Source organism: Halomonas salipaludis (assembly GCF_002286975.1).
In the GTDB taxonomy this organism is placed as follows: Bacteria; Pseudomonadota; Gammaproteobacteria; order Pseudomonadales; family Halomonadaceae; genus Franzmannia; species Franzmannia salipaludis.
Genome location: NZ_NSKB01000008.1, coordinates 81,924 through 98,029 on the forward strand (window position 1 = coordinate 81,924; position 16,106 = coordinate 98,029).

Annotated in this window: 14 protein-coding genes; 3 read left to right on the forward strand and 11 right to left on the reverse strand. The window is 61.4% G+C overall.

The window, feature by feature from the left end; genetic code table 11:
• Positions 1-24: 24 nt before the first annotated feature.
• Positions 25-1,020, reverse strand: coding sequence for a TAXI family TRAP transporter solute-binding subunit (locus tag CK498_RS19900; protein ID WP_229359156.1), 996 nt, complete (start codon positions 1,018-1,020; stop codon positions 25-27).
• A 139-nt stretch (positions 1,021-1,159) separates the two neighbouring features.
• Between CK498_RS19900 and CK498_RS19905 the strand changes: the two genes are divergently transcribed.
• A complete protein-coding gene (locus CK498_RS19905) occupies positions 1,160-2,068 on the forward strand; it encodes a LysR family transcriptional regulator (RefSeq protein WP_095622615.1) in 909 nt (302 codons plus the stop codon).
• A 51-nt stretch (positions 2,069-2,119) separates the two neighbouring features.
• On the opposite strand, the gene CK498_RS19910 is transcribed toward CK498_RS19905, so the two are convergent.
• Positions 2,120-3,775 (reverse strand): tannase/feruloyl esterase family alpha/beta hydrolase, encoded by a 1,656-nt coding sequence (locus CK498_RS19910; protein WP_095622616.1) that lies wholly within the window; start codon positions 3,773-3,775, stop codon positions 2,120-2,122.
• A 117-nt stretch (positions 3,776-3,892) separates the two neighbouring features.
• Positions 3,893-4,891 (reverse strand): porin, encoded by a 999-nt coding sequence (locus CK498_RS19915; RefSeq protein ID WP_176475849.1) that lies wholly within the window; start codon positions 4,889-4,891, stop codon positions 3,893-3,895.
• Between the two features lie 457 nt (positions 4,892-5,348).
• Here CK498_RS19915 and CK498_RS19920 point away from each other — a divergent pair, with 457 nt between their 5' ends.
• Positions 5,349-6,581, forward strand: coding sequence for a serine hydrolase domain-containing protein (locus CK498_RS19920; RefSeq protein ID WP_095622618.1), 1,233 nt, complete (start codon positions 5,349-5,351; stop codon positions 6,579-6,581).
• Between the two features lie 70 nt (positions 6,582-6,651).
• Here the strand turns inward: CK498_RS19920 and CK498_RS19925 are convergent, their stop codons facing one another.
• The 3 genes from CK498_RS19925 to CK498_RS19935 are packed head-to-tail and all read right to left on the reverse strand — an operon-like array spanning position 6,652 to position 9,989.
• Positions 6,652-7,686 (reverse strand): helix-turn-helix transcriptional regulator, encoded by a 1,035-nt coding sequence (locus CK498_RS19925; RefSeq protein WP_176475850.1) that lies wholly within the window; start codon positions 7,684-7,686, stop codon positions 6,652-6,654.
• Positions 7,687-7,714: 28 nt separating this feature from the next.
• Entirely contained in the window at positions 7,715-8,134 is a 420-nt protein-coding gene (locus CK498_RS19930; RefSeq protein ID WP_095622620.1) for an acyl-CoA thioesterase, read from the reverse strand.
• A gap of 19 nt (positions 8,135-8,153) precedes the next feature.
• Positions 8,154-9,989, reverse strand: coding sequence for a feruloyl-CoA synthase (locus tag CK498_RS19935; protein WP_095622621.1), 1,836 nt, complete (start codon positions 9,987-9,989; stop codon positions 8,154-8,156).
• Positions 9,990-10,276: 287 nt separating this feature from the next.
• Here CK498_RS19935 and CK498_RS19940 point away from each other — a divergent pair, with 287 nt between their 5' ends.
• A complete protein-coding gene (locus CK498_RS19940) occupies positions 10,277-10,750 on the forward strand; it encodes a MarR family winged helix-turn-helix transcriptional regulator (protein ID WP_229359157.1) in 474 nt (157 codons plus the stop codon).
• 63 nt (positions 10,751-10,813) lie between these two features.
• On the opposite strand, the gene CK498_RS19945 is transcribed toward CK498_RS19940, so the two are convergent.
• From CK498_RS19945 to CK498_RS19965, 5 genes are all read right to left on the reverse strand, one after another.
• Positions 10,814-12,265, reverse strand: a complete 1,452-nt coding sequence (locus CK498_RS19945; RefSeq protein ID WP_095622622.1) for an aldehyde dehydrogenase — start codon at positions 12,263-12,265, stop codon at positions 10,814-10,816.
• A gap of 44 nt (positions 12,266-12,309) precedes the next feature.
• Entirely contained in the window at positions 12,310-13,596 is a 1,287-nt protein-coding gene (locus tag CK498_RS19950; RefSeq protein WP_095622623.1) for a TRAP transporter large permease, read from the reverse strand.
• Positions 13,586-14,110 carry a TRAP transporter small permease gene (locus tag CK498_RS19955; protein ID WP_095622624.1) on the reverse strand — a complete coding sequence of 175 codons (525 nt, stop codon included), beginning with the start codon at positions 14,108-14,110 and terminating at the stop codon, positions 13,586-13,588. The genes CK498_RS19950 and CK498_RS19955 overlap by 11 nt, the downstream gene beginning before the upstream one ends.
• 13 nt (positions 14,111-14,123) lie before the next feature.
• Positions 14,124-15,146, reverse strand: a complete 1,023-nt coding sequence (locus tag CK498_RS19960; protein ID WP_095622625.1) for a TRAP transporter substrate-binding protein — start codon at positions 15,144-15,146, stop codon at positions 14,124-14,126.
• A 261-nt stretch (positions 15,147-15,407) separates the two neighbouring features.
• Complete coding sequence (locus tag CK498_RS19965) at positions 15,408-16,106, reverse strand: GntR family transcriptional regulator (RefSeq protein ID WP_095622626.1); 699 nt, start codon at positions 16,104-16,106, stop codon at positions 15,408-15,410.

Genomic DNA, 16,106 nt, shown 5'->3' on the forward strand with positions numbered 1-16,106 from the left:
GGCATGGTGGAGGGCCCGTCACGGTCAGTCGGTCAGCAGCGCCTCGGGGATCTCGACGCCCTGCTCCCGGTAGTAACGCACGGCGCCAGGGTGCAGGGGGGCATTGACCCCGAGGAAGGGATCCTCGGTCTCGGCCGCCCGCAGCAGGGCGTTGGAGGCCTTCATGGCGTCGATATTCTCGCGATAGGCCTTGGTGTAGCGGTAAGCAACATCTTCTTCCATGTCCTGATGCACCGCCAGGAACATGACGTTGGCGGCGGTCAGCAGATCCTCGTCAGCGTTGACCTGCCCCTCGTAAGTTCCCGCCGGAATGGTGTTGTAGGTCATCCCGGCCCGCTCGGTGTAGGCATCCCACTCCGGGGTGCCGACCACCGCGTCGGGAATGCCCAGAATGCGGATGGAGCGCTGAAGGCTCAGCTCGTTGAGCGACTGCTGGCCAACCGGGGCGGAGATGACCAGGACATCGTAGTGGCCGTCCTGGAAGCTCTGGGTGGCGATACCCCAGGGCGCGCGCTCCCCCTCGTAGTCCTCGCCCTCCACCAGGCCGGAGGCCGCCTCGATCATGCCAGTGATCTGCAGGCTGGCGATCCCGGCCGGCGGCCCGATATAGACCGACGTGCCGCGTAGGTCCTCCCAGGACTCTATACCGGAGTCGGCCCAGGCGATGGCATGGTAGGTACTGCCGGGCAGGCCGCTCAGGGCGCGCACGCTGTCGGCCAGTTGGCGGGCATTGTCGCCGTGGCTCTCGTAGGGACCGACGCCCTCCTGCATGGCCCTGAACGCCGGGGTGGGGACCACCGAGGAGTCCAATTGGCCAGCAGCCACGCGCATCAGTGAGCGGGTCAGGGTCTGGCCAGTCACCACCTGCAGATTGATCCCTTCTTTGGGGGTATAGGTGGCCATGGCCTGGGGCACGATACCGGTGATCGAGACTGCACCACCGCCATCCAGCTCCAGGGTCTGCGCCTGCGCCGAGGCGGCGGTGGCCCAGAGGGCCAGGGAAGCTGCGAGAATTCTCATACGCATTGTTATCGTACCTATTTATTGATGAGTAAACGAAACGTGCTCTCGGTAATCATGCCTCAGGCCTTGAAATTCCAAAAATTCCTTTTTAGTCTCTTAAATTTAAAACTTTGAATAACAAAGACGGTGGAGCTCAATGGAATCCAAGCATTTAATGCAATTGGCTATTATTCTCGACTGCGGCTCCATCAGTCAGGCTTCTGGAAAGTTACATATCAGCCAACCCACCCTGACCAAGAACATGCAGACGCTCGAAATGCAGGCCGGAGGGCCTCTCTTCACGCGCAGTCGCCATGGAGTGCGCCAGACCCCCTTGGGGGGCGTACTAGCTCGAGAAGGGCGCGCCATTGCCAAATCGGTATGGTCAGCCGAGCAGTCAGCTACACGCTTCGGATTGGGTATGCAGACCGAACTCCGGATTGGGGTCGGCCCGCTAGTGGCCAGCTTGCTGATGCACACCATCACCGAGACTCTACTAAGGGACCATCCAAACCTGTCACTGCTGATTCGCGTGGATACGCCTTACCGGCTGTTCGAACAGATCAACGACGACGAGCTGGACATCGCCGTGGCACCTACGGTGATCTCGGCAAGCCAGGAGCTGGACAAGGTCCTGCTCTTCGAGGACCACTTAGCCATTTTCGCTTCCTGTCATCACCCTTTGTCCCAACAGAAGCGTATCGAAGTCAGTGATCTCAGCCACTACCCATGGATCAATATCGCTACTTACGCCAAATTCGAGGAATCCCCGGTAGAACGCCTACAGAAGGCAGGACTTAAGCAAGTGCACACTCATATAGCCCTGGCCGGCGACGCGATGATCTGCCTGAACATTCTTCCCACCGGCGAATATTTGAGCATCATGCCCAAGCGGGTCACTGATATCGCCGCACCGCGCTTCGGCCTCCAGAGCCTAGCTGTGGAGGCCGACTTTGGTGAGCGCAACATGTACCTATGGCACCCCCCCTCCCTGGCCGGCGATATCATGTTGGATTCAGTAGCTCGTGCTTTTATTGATACCCTCGAGACGGCCATGGCTAAGTAAAACTCGGCCTTGCTTCCTGGCCAAAGTGGACACACCGTCGAGATCGGCTCCTTACTCACAGACGAAGCTGTCGGCGCTGGCCTCATCTCCCTCTTGGTAGCGTGCTACCTGCGGATAGGGGCAAAGCGGACGGCTGATGTCGCCAAGGGCGTCGAGCGCCTCCTGGTTATCGGCCTGCACCCCGGCCAGGATCGCGTCAGGGCGCTCGCCCTCCTCCACCCAAGCCGTTAGTACCGAGAGGAAGTCGACGTCCGCTGTCACCACACCATCCACGCCATGAGGCATGCCGGGCACCCGATAGAAGCGCACGAACTCGTCTGCACGCCCCTCGTGATTGTGGTCGAGCTGACGGTACCAGCGGGTGGTGTCGTTCACCGAAAAGACCGGATCACTAGTGCCGTGAAATACCAGCATGTGTCCACCAGCCGCCTTGAACTCGGCCATCTCGGGGTCTTCCACTCCCGGCGGTGTCATGAATTCCATGGCCGATTCAGCAAAAGTGTCGTTGCTGGCATGGATCCGTGGCGCGTCGCTGTCGAAGTCGAACTCGAGCAGGTACTGCTCCAGGGAGGCCACATCACCTGCCACCTCAGTGGGCGGCGTGATAAACACCTGCGCCAGGGCCGAGGCCCCCATCACGCCAATGATGGGCCGGTTCTCCCAGGCATCTATCGGGGACTCGAGCTTCCAGATACGCCAGTTCTGTGAAGCGATACCGGTATCCCAGGGCCAGTCGCTGTAGAGCGGCACGCCTTGGGAATTGTGCGGCCCAGCGTGTACTGCCTTCAGCGCCGCGATCTTGGCATCGTTAAGACAATCCTCGCTGGCCCCCGACTCACAGCGCAGCAGTTCGATATCGAACTGCTCTTGGCAAGCATCCACATCGGCCACGATCCCGTCTTCCAATCCGTCGAGATGGTCGCAGGATTGCCGCACGGCATTCGCCACGCGTGCGAGGTCGCCACGACTGAAGGCGCGTCTGACATCTCCCTCGACCGCCGTGAAAGCCTGAATATCCCAGGCGTGCTGCACCGCCGCCTTGGGTAGGTTGAACCCCGGATAGCCCACCAGCAGCCCATCGAAGGCCTCAGGCATGCGAGCAGCGGCCACCATGGCGTGCCGCCCACCGTTGGAGCGTCCAAGTCCATACGTATAGCGCACCTCAGCATCGTAAAAATCCTCGACCAACGACACCGCAAGTGGATGCAACTTGGCCACGGCCCCATAGCCATAGTCCTGTCGCGCTTGCGGGTCGAGCCCGAAGCGTGCGCCACTGGCCAGCCCGGCATCCTGGGCATAGCTGTCATGCCCGGCATCGCTGGAGACCACGGCAAAACCTCGCGAAAGTGCCGTTGGCGTCCCGGGCAGGATCTCGCCGGTGGCCGGCACAACCTCGCCATCGGTGCCACCATTGAACTGGTGAACAAAGCCGTGGTTCCACTCATCCGGCAGCCTTAGCTCGAAGCGAATGGCATACGCCTGGCCGTCGATGCCAGTGCGCTCATAAGCGATCCCCTCCACTCGGCAGTGGGCGATGCCCCACTCACTCGCCGCGGTAAGCGATTCGCTGGCGATAATGCGCATGTCGGAGCGCTCAGGATACTCCCCCTCCAGCCTGTCGCAGGCGGAACCGTCGGCCACGGCAGGGGCAGCCAGGAACAAGCAACCTGTCAGGCATAGCGTCGTCGGTAATAGCCGTTTGATCATCTCTCACCTCGTTCTCACAGTGGCCTGGACTACCGCGCCACGTCCATTCCCAGACCAAAAAGCCCGGCGAACAGACGCACGCCGGGCAAGGAGCTAGTTAAAGGTACATCAAACGGATCAGAAGCTGACGCTGATACCACCCGCCAGGTTGTTGTCGGTATTGTCGTAGCGCGCCGCCTCCACGAAGGCATAAACGTCTTCGTTGAAGTGGTAACGCACCGTCCCCACCACCGCGTCATTCTCGAGGCCGAGGTTCTTGTCATTCTCGGCGTAGCCCACCGAGACCGACCAGTCGTCGCTCAGGTTAGCCGAGACGTTGACGCCCCAGGCGTCGAAGTCGGAGGCGCCGCTGCTGTCCTCACGATCGTCGTTGTGCTCGTAGACACCGCCCAGCTGCACCATGCCGAAGTCGTAGCCGATGCCGATAGAGGTTCGGTGCAGGTTGTCGATACCCGGGCGACGTACCTGGGTGTGGCCGATACCGAAATTCAGCGGTCCCTGATCGTAGACTAAACGCCCCGAGTAGATATCGAAGTCCTGACCATTCTGCGCATTAGTGGTCAGCACGGCACCGATGAGCTGGAAGCCACCACCAAAGCGAGGGCTACCGTAGGAGAGTACGTCGCTGCCCTGCTCGGCCTGGCCGAAGATGGCATTCTGCCCGGTCTGAGCGTGGAAGCGGTTGTACTCGAAGGTGTCGACGTTGTTGTAGATCTGATGCCAGAAGCCGGAGGGTACCCGCGGCTGAAATCCGAAGCTACCGAAGTCGGTCAACAGCAGTACGCGGGCGGTGCGGATATACACCTCACCGTCATCCTGACGATGGGCGCCCGGTGTCCAGGTCTGCTCATCAACGGTGTTGATCGCGTTGGCGAAGTCACCGATCAGGTCGTAGCGAATGCGCAGCGCATCGTTGACATGGTAGATCCCCCCGACCCCGGCTTCGGCCCGGAATGCCCAGAGATCCTTGTCACGGTCGTCCACATCGAGAACACCGCCGACGATCTGCCCACCAAATGTAGGACCTGTGTGGCCATCGTCCGCTACCGCCTGGGCGGCGGCCATGCTCAGGGTTAGCGCCAGGGGCGCAAGTGCCAGTCGTGTATAGGTTGTCATTGTGGTTTCCCTTGTTGATTTATTGCTTTGGCGTGCTCGCATCAGGTCGCACCTGATGTATGGCAAGGTTTGATTATTGGCAAATTGTTGTCAAACACAATATTCTTTATAAAAACTGTACGTATTGCGAACAATATTGCTGCACTGCATTATTGCCGCAATCTATTGATATACAGTAAGAAAAAAGAAGCGGGACCAAAGACTCTTGCTACACCCTTTTCGAACACCCTCCTAAAGTTGATAGCCCAGGTCGCCCCTTGCCGAGCTGGCAAAGTGCCATTCAACCGTTGGCAAGCTCGGCCTCTCCGCAATGCTGGCCGGTGGATCTATGTCGCGGGTCGGTACAGCGCTTCCCACCCTCTGCATCTGCAGAGGTTCTTTTCCCAGCGTTCCTTTCTAGGATGAATCTTCTTCAAGCATCACTCATCCGCCTATCCAACAAGAAAAGGACTGCACCATGACACTGAAGAGAAACAGCAGCGCCCTTGCCATTGCCGCTATCGCTTCTTTTTACTCGGCAAGCTGCCTAGCAGCTCCTGGGGACCACACTGAGGAGAAGTGGCTCTCGGATACCATGATCAATGCCCGGGCCAATATGTTTCATCCGGATCTCAACTACCTGACCTTCCAAGCGCTGGATAAGATGTTTTCCAGTCGCGTGGTGGAGGCTTCATCCACGCCTTGGCGGTTTGAGGAAGCCCCGATCGAAATCACTGAGACCTTCTCGATGGAGGGTAAAGAGCTATCTCTCGATGGGTTTCTCGAAAGCACCCGTACCAACGGACTGCTGATCATCAACGATGGCAAGATCGCGTACGAGCGCTATCGGAACGGATTAAGCGAAACGCAGCAGCATGCCGTTTTCTCCGTATCCAAGTCCATTATTTCCATCTTGATAGGGTCGGCTGTCGAAGATGGAAAAATCGCCAGTCTAGACGACATGGTAATTGACTATCTTCCCGAGCTGGAGAAATCCGGATTCGCAGACACCAAGGTCATTGATCTTCTTAGAATGCGCTCAGGTGTCGCTTGGAATGAGCACTATGAATTTGGCGGGGATACACAGCTCACGGAGGTTCATGACAACTCCCTGGTCGCTTACGCGTATCGCTGGTGCGACTATGCCGAGACATCTTCCGAGAAGCTGCATGAACCGGGGACACAGTTTAACTATTCGACCCTGGACACCAGCGTACTCGGCTGCTTGCTGGAACGTGCAGTGGGTACGACGGTGGCAGAGTACATGTCAGAAACAATCTGGCAGCCTGCCGGCATGGAGTCTGATGGATTCTGGATTATGGATGGCCCTGAGCCTGTCGGGAACGAGTTCTACGGCGCTGGCTTCAATGCGACGCTTCGCGATCTCGGCCGCTTGGGTCTGATGATGCTCGATAAGGGGCAAGCCAACGGTACTCAGGTTATTCCTGAAGCGTGGGTAGCAGAGTCGACCGTTTCCGACCCCGGCTATGAGTACACCTCAGAAGACGCTGACATTGGCTATCAATATCAATGGTGGACACTTCCAGAGTCTCAGGCCTACGCAGCCATTGGACTCTACAATCAGTTCATCTACATCGATCCGCAAAGCCAAACCGTGATCGTGAAACTTAGCCACACGCCTGAGCCACTTGGCTGGGATGAAGCCAATTTCGATTTTTTCGAAAAGATATCAGGTCTCTTCGCAGAGTAACTCGCCTCTATACATATTGAGTCATCTGCCATCCTGTGTGACATACGTAGCCCCAGGATGGCAGACAACGTTAAGGAGAGTGGGCCTCGCTCTTACCACCAGCCTGGCGGAGGGCCGTGATAAGTTCCACCTTATTGCTGACTCCCAACTGAACATAGGCGCTACGTAGGTAGGTCCTTGCAGTGGCTGGGGTAACACCGAGGATGCGAGCCACTTCCTTATAGGAGTGTCCTAGAGAATATATATTCGCCGCACTCAGCTCTCGTGGCGACAAGGGAGAGAATTGCTGGCGCGAACACAGCATCAAAGCAATCAGATCGCCACAGGGCTGAACCATCATTCCCTGTCGACCATCGGCATATACCGTACAGGGCACATGGCTCACGAGTCGCGATACATTGCCTGGCAAGCTGGATCCTTTCCAGTCCGCATACTTTTCACTGATCACTTCGCCGATATCTCTTCCAATATAGAGCAACTTGCCTTGCGTACTGGCAAGCGCATAGTTATCCCAGAGACTCGGCAGGCCGTCGGAGCGAATCATCGACAGATAGCTGCGCCAACAATAGGTCAAATGATTGAAAAATTCTTCCATCAGTATTGACTCAGCATCGCCAAATTCAGGACTCGACTTTCTTCTATTGATGGACACAAAGAATAGCGTTCTGCTGGAAGGGAACTCCTCTGTCACGGCCATACTGTGAAAGATATCATGTCGCTTGCAGAACGCCGCGACCTCCTCACTCTCAGCCTTCAAGGCATCGCTTCCACTATCCCTCACTGCCTTGCCCAGACAGGAGATCGATGAGTTCGCAAAGCAGTCTACCCCGGATATTTCAGCCCACTCCTCGGCGAAGGAGGCACTCAGTCCGATGCTGCCATGCATCAAATTCCTGGGCATTGAACTCTCTGCCGGGATATAGACCTGGCCCCACCATGCCGAATCGAAGCTTACGACGTTACGGAATATCAGAATGGCTTCATGCAACCAGTTTACTGCAGATGTGCAACCGGAAAGGGCTGACAACTTCAATATTTCACGACTGAAGCACTTGAGGTCATTCGCATCCAGGCTTGGGCTATGTGCCGTACTATTGTTCTTCATCGTGTCACCTGCTGTTGGGCCCATCTCCCTAGACGTTGTGCAAAGCCACTCGCACCTCTTTCGGCACCGGGCGGCCCCGCATGCGCTGCGGGTCTGCCGGATCCTGCGCCGCCCATACGCGGGTCACCGTGGCCTCCACGGCCAGCGCGTCGCCACGATAGAGCCGATGCTGTACATCGAAGCTGCTGTTGCGGAACTCGGCGACCCAGGTCTCGATGCGCACCTCGTCACCAGAGCGGCATGGGGAGAGAAAACGGCTGTGCAGGTCCACCACCGGGTAGCCGATCACCGTGAAGCGCGCCTGCAGGGTCGCCAGGTCGAAGCCCACCTTGGCGAACAGCAGATTGGTGCAGTGATCGAAGTAGCCCAGATAGCGGGGATGAAAGACGATCCCCGCCGGGTCACAGTCGCCCCACTCGATCTGGCGGGTATGCTCGTGGATCAACATGCGTGCATCCGGTTGGCGCTCAGCCGAGGTGTATCACGACAGGGGAGTCATCGCGATATAGCTCGTCCACCGCCGCGGCGCGATTGTCGAGCACGGCACGCTGGTTGATCGAGCCCTTGTCGGTGACCTCGTTGGCATCCAGCCGCGGTGGCTCATCGAGCAGCAGCACGCGGCGCACCCGGGTGGAACTGCCGGTGCTGGTGGCGTCCAGGTCGCGCAGCATCTGCCTGAAGCGCTCGCGCACCGTGCTGCTGGCAAGAAGCGTGGCGGCATCGGCCGAGTCGTCCAGCCCCGCCAGTTCACGACACTTGTCGAGATCCGGGAAGATCAGCACCGCCACGAAGGGCTTGTCGAGCCCGGCGATCACCGCGTCCTTCACATGCGGCGCCCCGGCTTCGATGACACGTGCGCGCAGCGGCCCGACGCTGACCCAGGTGCCGGTATCCAGCTTGAAGTCCTCGGTGATACGCCCGTCGAAGCACATGCCGCGCTGGGGCTTGTCGGGGTCGATGAACTTGACCGCATCGCCCAGGCAGTAGAAGCCCTCCTCGTCGAAGCTCTTGGCGGTGATCTCGGGCTGGCGCCAGTAGCCGGGCATCACGCTGGGCCCTTTCACCCGGCACTCCAGCTTGCCGCCGTTGGGCACCAGCTTGACCGTCACCCCACGCGCCGGCAGCCCCACCACGCCGGACTGCGACTCCTCCAGCGAGGCGAACATCGCCGAGGGTGCGGTCTCGGTGGCGCCGAGGCCGGTCAGCATGCCCACCTTGCAGCCCAGGGTCTGGATCGCCAGGCGGTCGAGCTCGTCCCAGATATGCTGGGAGAGCCCCGCCGCGGCGAAGAACATCAGGTTGAGTCGCGAGAAGAAGGTCTCGCGCAGGCTATCGTCGCGCTTGAGGTAATCGACCAGGATCTCGAACCCCTTGGGCACGTTGAAGTAGACCGTCGGTGCGATCTCGCGCAGGTTGGCGATGGTGGTCTCGAACTCGCCCGGCACTGGGCGACCGTCGTCGATATACAGGCTGCCGCCGTTGTAGAGCACGATACCGATGTTATGGTTGCCGCCGAAGGTATGGTTCCAGGGCAGCCAGTCCACCAGCACGGGCGGCTCGTCGCGCAGGAAGGGCATCTGAGACGCCAGCATCTCCTGGTTGGAGCACAGCATGCGCTGGGTATTGATCACCCCCTTGGGCATGCCGGTGGAACCGGAGGTGAACAGGATCTTGGCGATGGTGTCGGGGCCAATGGCAGCGTGGGCAGCATCCACCGCCGCGCCGACCGGTGTCTCCAGCAGCGCAGCGAAAGGCGCCACCTCCTTCTCGTCACCGGGGGTCAGCGCCACGCAGGGGCAACCCTCGGGGCGAACCGCCGCCAGGGCGGGCGCATAATCCTCGGCCCTGTCGACCATCAGCAGCCCCGGTGTCAGCAGCTCGATGATATGGCGCAGCTTGCCGTAATCCTTGCTGACCAGCGAGTAGGCCGGCGATACCGGGGCGAATGGAATGCCCACGTACATGGCAGCCAGCGACAGTAGCAGGTGCTCGGTGGAGTTGCCGCTAAGAATCGCCAGCGGGCGCTCGACGCTCAGGCCGTGATTCAACAGCCCTTGCGCCAGCTGGCGCACCCGGGCCAGGGTCTCGGCATAGCTCAGGCGCTGCCACTCACCGTGGCCATCACGCCTTGCCACGAAGGTTCGCTGCGGGGCCTCGCGTGCCCAGTGGGTGAGGCACGCCAACAGCGTATCGGGATAGTCGCCGAGGGGCTCGACCACACGTAGCAGTTGAGTACCGTCGGCGCGCTGTGTCAGGTCGGCGGTGGCGATGCCCACATGGACATCGCGAAAGGGGTGAGACATGGGCGCTCCTGCTTATTGTGATCGCGGTCAGGGTTGGTGAAGGCGGTCTCGCGCTACCCTCGGGATGGGAGCCTTGATACCATGCATGCAGTATTTTTTTAAATTGTTTATGTGTCAAACAGTGTGCCAAATAAACACTATCCCAGCTCGATCTAGAAGAACAGGAGATATTTCTTTTTTATCAACAAGATAAAGAAGAGATTCGCATATCTCCCACAAACCTGAAGAGGCGCAACGCGACTAAAGTTCAACGCCTAACGCATCCATTCGAGGCCTAGTTCACCATCATGACCGACACCGACATGAACACCGACGCACACAACGGAATCGACTACTCCATGCTGCAGTCCCGCATCGGCTACATGCTGAGGCGTGCCCAGATGGCTTACTTCGATATATTTGCAGAAGCCTGCGCCAAGGAAGGCATCACGCCAGGCCTGTTCGGCATCCTCGCCATCGTCTACCGTAATCCCGGGCTGACGCAGACAGCGGTGTCATCGGCGTTGGACGTCGACCGCTCGGCCATGGTCGCGGCCATCGACAAGCTCGAGGAGATGGAGGTGATGGAACGCCGCAAGTCGCAGAATGACCGCCGCTCCTATGCGCTGTATTTGACCGACAAGGGCAAGGCCTTTACCGACCGGTTGAACCGCACTGTGATCGAACGGGAATCCGACTTCGAACACTTCCTCAACGAGGATGATCGCGAATGGTTACTCAAAATCCTCGATCGCATCGTGCAAGCGAAGAAGGGCAATTGAGCAGCTATGGAGATACCGAGCCACGTCGATGTGCTCGGTATCTCCCAGCATGATGGTGCCGCGCTAGATCGGGTAGTGGCGCGGCCCCAGCTGCAGCGTCATCCAGCGCAGCTCGGTGAACTCCTCGATGCCGGCCTTGCCGCCGAAGCGCCCGTAGCCGCTGTCCTTGACGCCGCCGAACGGCATTTGCGGCTCGTCGTGGACGGTCGGCGCGTTGATATGGCAGATGCCCGACTGGATGCGCCCGGCGACCTTGATCGCCCGCGCGGTGTCGCGGCTGAAGACCGCCGCCGAGAGGCCGTAGTCGCTGTCGTTGGCGACACGGATCGCCTCCTCCTCGCCGGCGACGCGGATCACCGCCACCACCGGGCCGAACGACTCCTCGGAGTAGAGGCGCATCTGCTCGGTAACGCCGTCGACCACCGTGGCCTGCATCACTACGCCCTCGGCCTTGCCGCCAGCGGCCAGCCGCGCGCCCTGGCTCAGCGCGTCGTCGAGCAGCGCATTGAGCTTGGTGCCCGACTCGGCGTTGATCAGGGTGCCAAGGGCGTTGCCCTCGGCACGGGGGTCGCCGGCCTTGAGCGCCTTGGCCCGGACGGCGAACTTCTCGACGAAGGCGTCGGCGACGCTATTGTCGACGATCAACCGCTCGGTGGACATGCAGATCTGGCCCTGGTTGAAGAAGGCACCGAAGATCGCCGCATCCACCGCAGCGTCGAGATCGGCGTCGTCGAGCACCAGCAGCGGCGCCTTGCCGCCCAGTTCCAGCAGCGCCGGCTTGAGGTGCTTGGCGGCCTGCTCGGCAATGATCCGCCCCACCTGGGTCGAGCCGGTGAAGTTGACGCGACGCACCGCCGGGTGCTCGACCAGCGCCGCCACCACCGCCGGGGCGTCGTCCGGCGCATTGGTGATGACGTTGACCACCCCGTCGCCGAGCCCCGCCTCGACCAGCACCTCACCGATCAGGTGATGGGTGGCCGGGCACTGCTCCGAGGCCTTGAGGATCACGCTGTTGCCGCACGCCAGCGGCGTGGCCACGGCGCGGGTGCCGAGGATGATCGGCGCGTTCCAGGGCGCGATGCCCAGCACCACGCCGCAGGGTACGCGTACGCCCATGGCCATGTTGTCGGGCACGTTGGAGGGAATCACGTCGCCCTGGATCTGGGTGGTCAGGGCGGCGGCCTCGCGCAGCATGCCGGCGGCCACCATCACGTTGAAACCGGCCCAGCCGGGGGTGGCGCCGGTCTCGTCGACCATGCGCTCGATGAACTCGGCCTGGCGTGACTCCATCAGGTCGGCGGCCTTGAGCAGCTTGGCGCGGCGCTCGCCGGGGCCGCTCTGTGACCAGCTGGCGAAGGCAGCCTGGGCGGCCTCGGCGGCGCGCTTGGCATCCGCTACCGTGGCCGCCGCCGCGGTGGTCACCGCTTCGGTACTGAGCGGATTGTGACGGGCAAAGGTCGCCCCGCCCTGGGCGGCGCTGGTGGCGCCGCCGATCAGCAGGTCGAGCTTGGTCATCTCATCACTCCTTTTGTGGCCATAGCCGAGGCGCTAGATCAGCGCTAAATCAGCCATAGCGTTAACACCGGGAAGGCCAGCAGCAATATCAGGCGCAGCAGGTCGGCGACGATGAACGGCGCCACCCCGCGGTAGATCTCGCCGAGCTTGACGTGGGGCGCCATGGCCTTGATCACGAACACGTTCATGCCCACCGGGGGCGTCACCAGCCCCAGCTCCACCGTCAGCACGGTGAGGATGCCGAACCAGATCGGGTCAATGCCCAGCATGGTGATGATCGGGAACACCACCGGCACGGTGATCACCAGCATGGCGATGGAGTCCATGAACATGCCGAGCACGAAGTACATCAGCAGGATCAGCAGCAGGATGAAGATGGTCGGCACGTCCAGCCCGCCCAGAAACTGGCTGATGGTGAACGAGATCCGCGACACCGAGATGAAGTAGCCCAGCGTCTCGGCGCCCATCAGCATGAAGAACACCACCGCCGATAGCGCCAGGGTCTCCTGCACGCTGCGCCACAGGCCGGCCAGGCGCATGCCCTTGTAGAGCGCGTAGAGCAGGGTGGCGAAGGCGCCCACCGCGGCCCCCTCGGTAGGCGTGAACATGCCCTGGTAGATGCCGAAGATGATGATCACGAAGACCGTGAAGAACGGCACCAACCCGGCGATCGACTTGAGCTTGTCGAGCGCACTGGAGGGCTCGCCGGGCACCGCCAGCTCGGGCTTGAGGCGCATCACCACGGTCACCGTCAGGGCGTAGAACAGCAGCCCCATCAGGCCCGGGATCAGCCCCGCGGCAAACATGTCGCCCACCGACTGCTCGGTGATCACCGCATAAATCAGCAGCGCGATACTGGGCGGGATCATGATGCCCAGGGTGCCGCCGGCGGCCAGGGTGCCGGTGGCCAGCGAACGCGCGTAGCCATGCTTCTCCATCTCAGGCAGCGCGACCCGGGTCATGGTGCTGGCGGTGGCCAACGACGAACCGGAGATCGCCGAGAACACCCCGCAGGAGCCGACGGTAGCGATCGCCATGCCGCCCTTCCAGCCGCCGCACATCACCCGCGTGGAGTTGAACAGCATGCCGGCCATGCCGGAGTGGGCCGCCAGCACCCCCATCAGGATGAACATCGGAATGGCGCTGAAGCTGTAGCTGGAGAGCACATCCACCGGCACCGACTTGACCATCGACACCGCCGCCCCCCAGGAGATCACCTGGGCGAAGCCGACCACGCCGACGATCAGCATCGACAGCGCCACCGGCACGCGCAGTACCAGCAGCACCAGCAAACCGATCAGGCCGAGGCCACCAATCATTTCACTGCTCATTGGCGCCTCCCCCTTGGGTGGCGAACAGGCTGCCGAGCAGCACGTGGATCAGGCTGCGCGCGGCGAGCAGTGCACACAGCACGGCACCGAACTGATAGATCGGCCCCATCGGGATGCGCAGGTCCTGGGTGACCTGGCCGCGGCGCGCGGCGCTGGCCGCCTCCTGCCACAACCCCAGGGTCATCAGCACCCCGAGCACGCAGAAGCCGATCAGATAGATGCCGCCGAGGCGCTGCTTGAAGGCGTCGGGCAGGCGGTGGCTGAAGGCCTCCACCACCACCTGGCTCTTCTCGATATTGGCGGCCATGGCCGCCAGCAGCGCGAACATCATCAGGTAGCTGACCAGTTCCACGCTGCCGCTGACGCTCCAGTTGATACTGCCGGCCGAAAGCCGAAACAGCAGCCGCGTCAGCACATCGGCCATGGTCACGCTCATCAGCGCCAGCAGGGCAATGCCTGCCACCAGCTGGCCCAGTCGCGCCAGCCAGTGACTCGTCGTCGTCAGGAGTTGCATTCACAGGCTCCCATCAGCGCCGTACCGGGCATTCGTCACGCGCCTCCATGGCGGCCTGATAGACCTCCTGGGCGTTGTCGATGCCGCGCTCCTCGAGCTCGTCGAGATAGGTTTCGATACCGGCCTTGAGCGGCTCGGCCCAGTCGTCGTGCTGCAGTGGAGTGTCGATCACGCGGATGGTGTGACCGGCCTCCTCGGCTTCGGCCTTGCCGGCTTCATCGAGGCCGTCGAAGACATCGCCGGCGATTTCGCTCCAGGCCATGCCCATGTTGTCCTCGATCACCGCCTGCTGCGCCTCGCTCAGGCCGTCGAAGCTGCGCTGGCTCATGGTGGCAACGAAGATCAGCGAGTAGAACGGCACCTGGGTGTGGTAGCTGGCCAGCTCGTTGAGGCGGAAAACCTTCATGCCCTCCCACGGGAAGCTCAGGCCGTCGACCACGCCACGCTGCAGCGAGGTGTAGATGTCCGGCGCCGGCATCCCTACCGGCTGGGCGCCGAGGTTCTCGAGCATCTGGCCGGCCACCGCGGTAGGCCGACGAATACGCAGCCCCTCGAGGTCGGCCGGCGACTGGATGTCGGTGTCGGTGGTGTGCAGGTAGCCCGGCCCGGTGGTGAACATGAACAGCACCTTGGTGTCGTCGTACTCGGCATCCAGGTGGCCGTCGTCATACAGCGTCTGCAGGATGCAGGCACCCTGGCTGGCGGTATCCGAGACGCCCGGCAGCTCGACGATCTGCGATAACGGGAAGCGCCCGGCGGTATAGCCCTGGGCGGTGATGGCGATATCCGAGATACCGTTGACCACGCCCTGGTAGGCGGCGTCGGCCTGGGTCAGGGTCTGGGAGGGGTAGTTCTCGACGCGCAGCTCGCCGCCGGACTGCTCCTCGATGGTGTCGGCCCAGGCCTGGAAGATTTCCTGGTTGATCCCCGAGCCATCCGGCCAGAAGTGCGACATACGCAGGGTGGTGGCATGAGCCGTAGTGGCCAGGCCGGCGACGGAGAGCGCCAGCAGACAGGGCAGTAGCTTGCGGTTCATCAGGAACCTCCTGGGTTATCGTTATCGTCGACATAGTTCGTGATACGAACTATCGTTCGCAATATTGATTGAACGTAACCCACCCGGTGGATTTTCGATAACCCACTTTGGTCTTAGTTGACCGATTGCACAGCCACGCAGGCGCCAGCTAGCCGCCTTTGGCCCGGTACTCTGCCCCAACTCGCCAGGCAAAAGCGCGGGCCTTTCTTGGACATTTGGCAGGCTCGCCCCTGCCATTACAGCGAACCACCCCCGGCGCTGTTATTCAGCCTCGCTCTCGGCGTCTGGATCCAAACCGAACAGCGCCCCATAGCGCAGGCCAATATAGGCATGCTCGCGCATCAGCATCTCGGCACGGGCGCTCTCGCCGCGGCCTAGTGCCTGAAATACCAGCTGATGCTGCTGATGGGCCAGGTAGAGCTTCTGGTACTCGCGGTCGAGCGCCGAGCTGTCGATGACGATGGAGTCGGCGGAGGCGAACGGCAGATGGTTATTGCGCTGGATCGCATCGCCAATCACCCGGCTACCGGTGGCCTCGACGATGGCGCGGTGGAAGGTCTCGTTCAGCTCACTCCAGCGGGCGATATCGCCCTCCTCGAGATAGCCCTTGCCAAGCAGCTCGGCGCCGCGGGCGATGCAGCCTTCAAGCTGTTCACGCACCGCAGGCGGCAAGCCACGTTCGGCAAGGCGCCGCGCCGCCAGCCCCTCCAGCGCACCGCGCACCTCCACCGCGCATAGCACGTCCTCCTGGGAGAACTCGCGCACCACGAAGCCGCGCTTGTTGGCCCGCTGCAGCAACCCCTCCTGCTCCAGGGTACGGAAAGCCAGCCGCACCGGGGTACGCGACACCCCCAGCTGCTCGGCCACTCGCACCTCGCCGATGCGCTCACCGGGCTGGTAGCCACCCTCGCTGATCAGCTTGCGCAGTCGGGTCACCACGCTCTTGTCATCACTACTCAC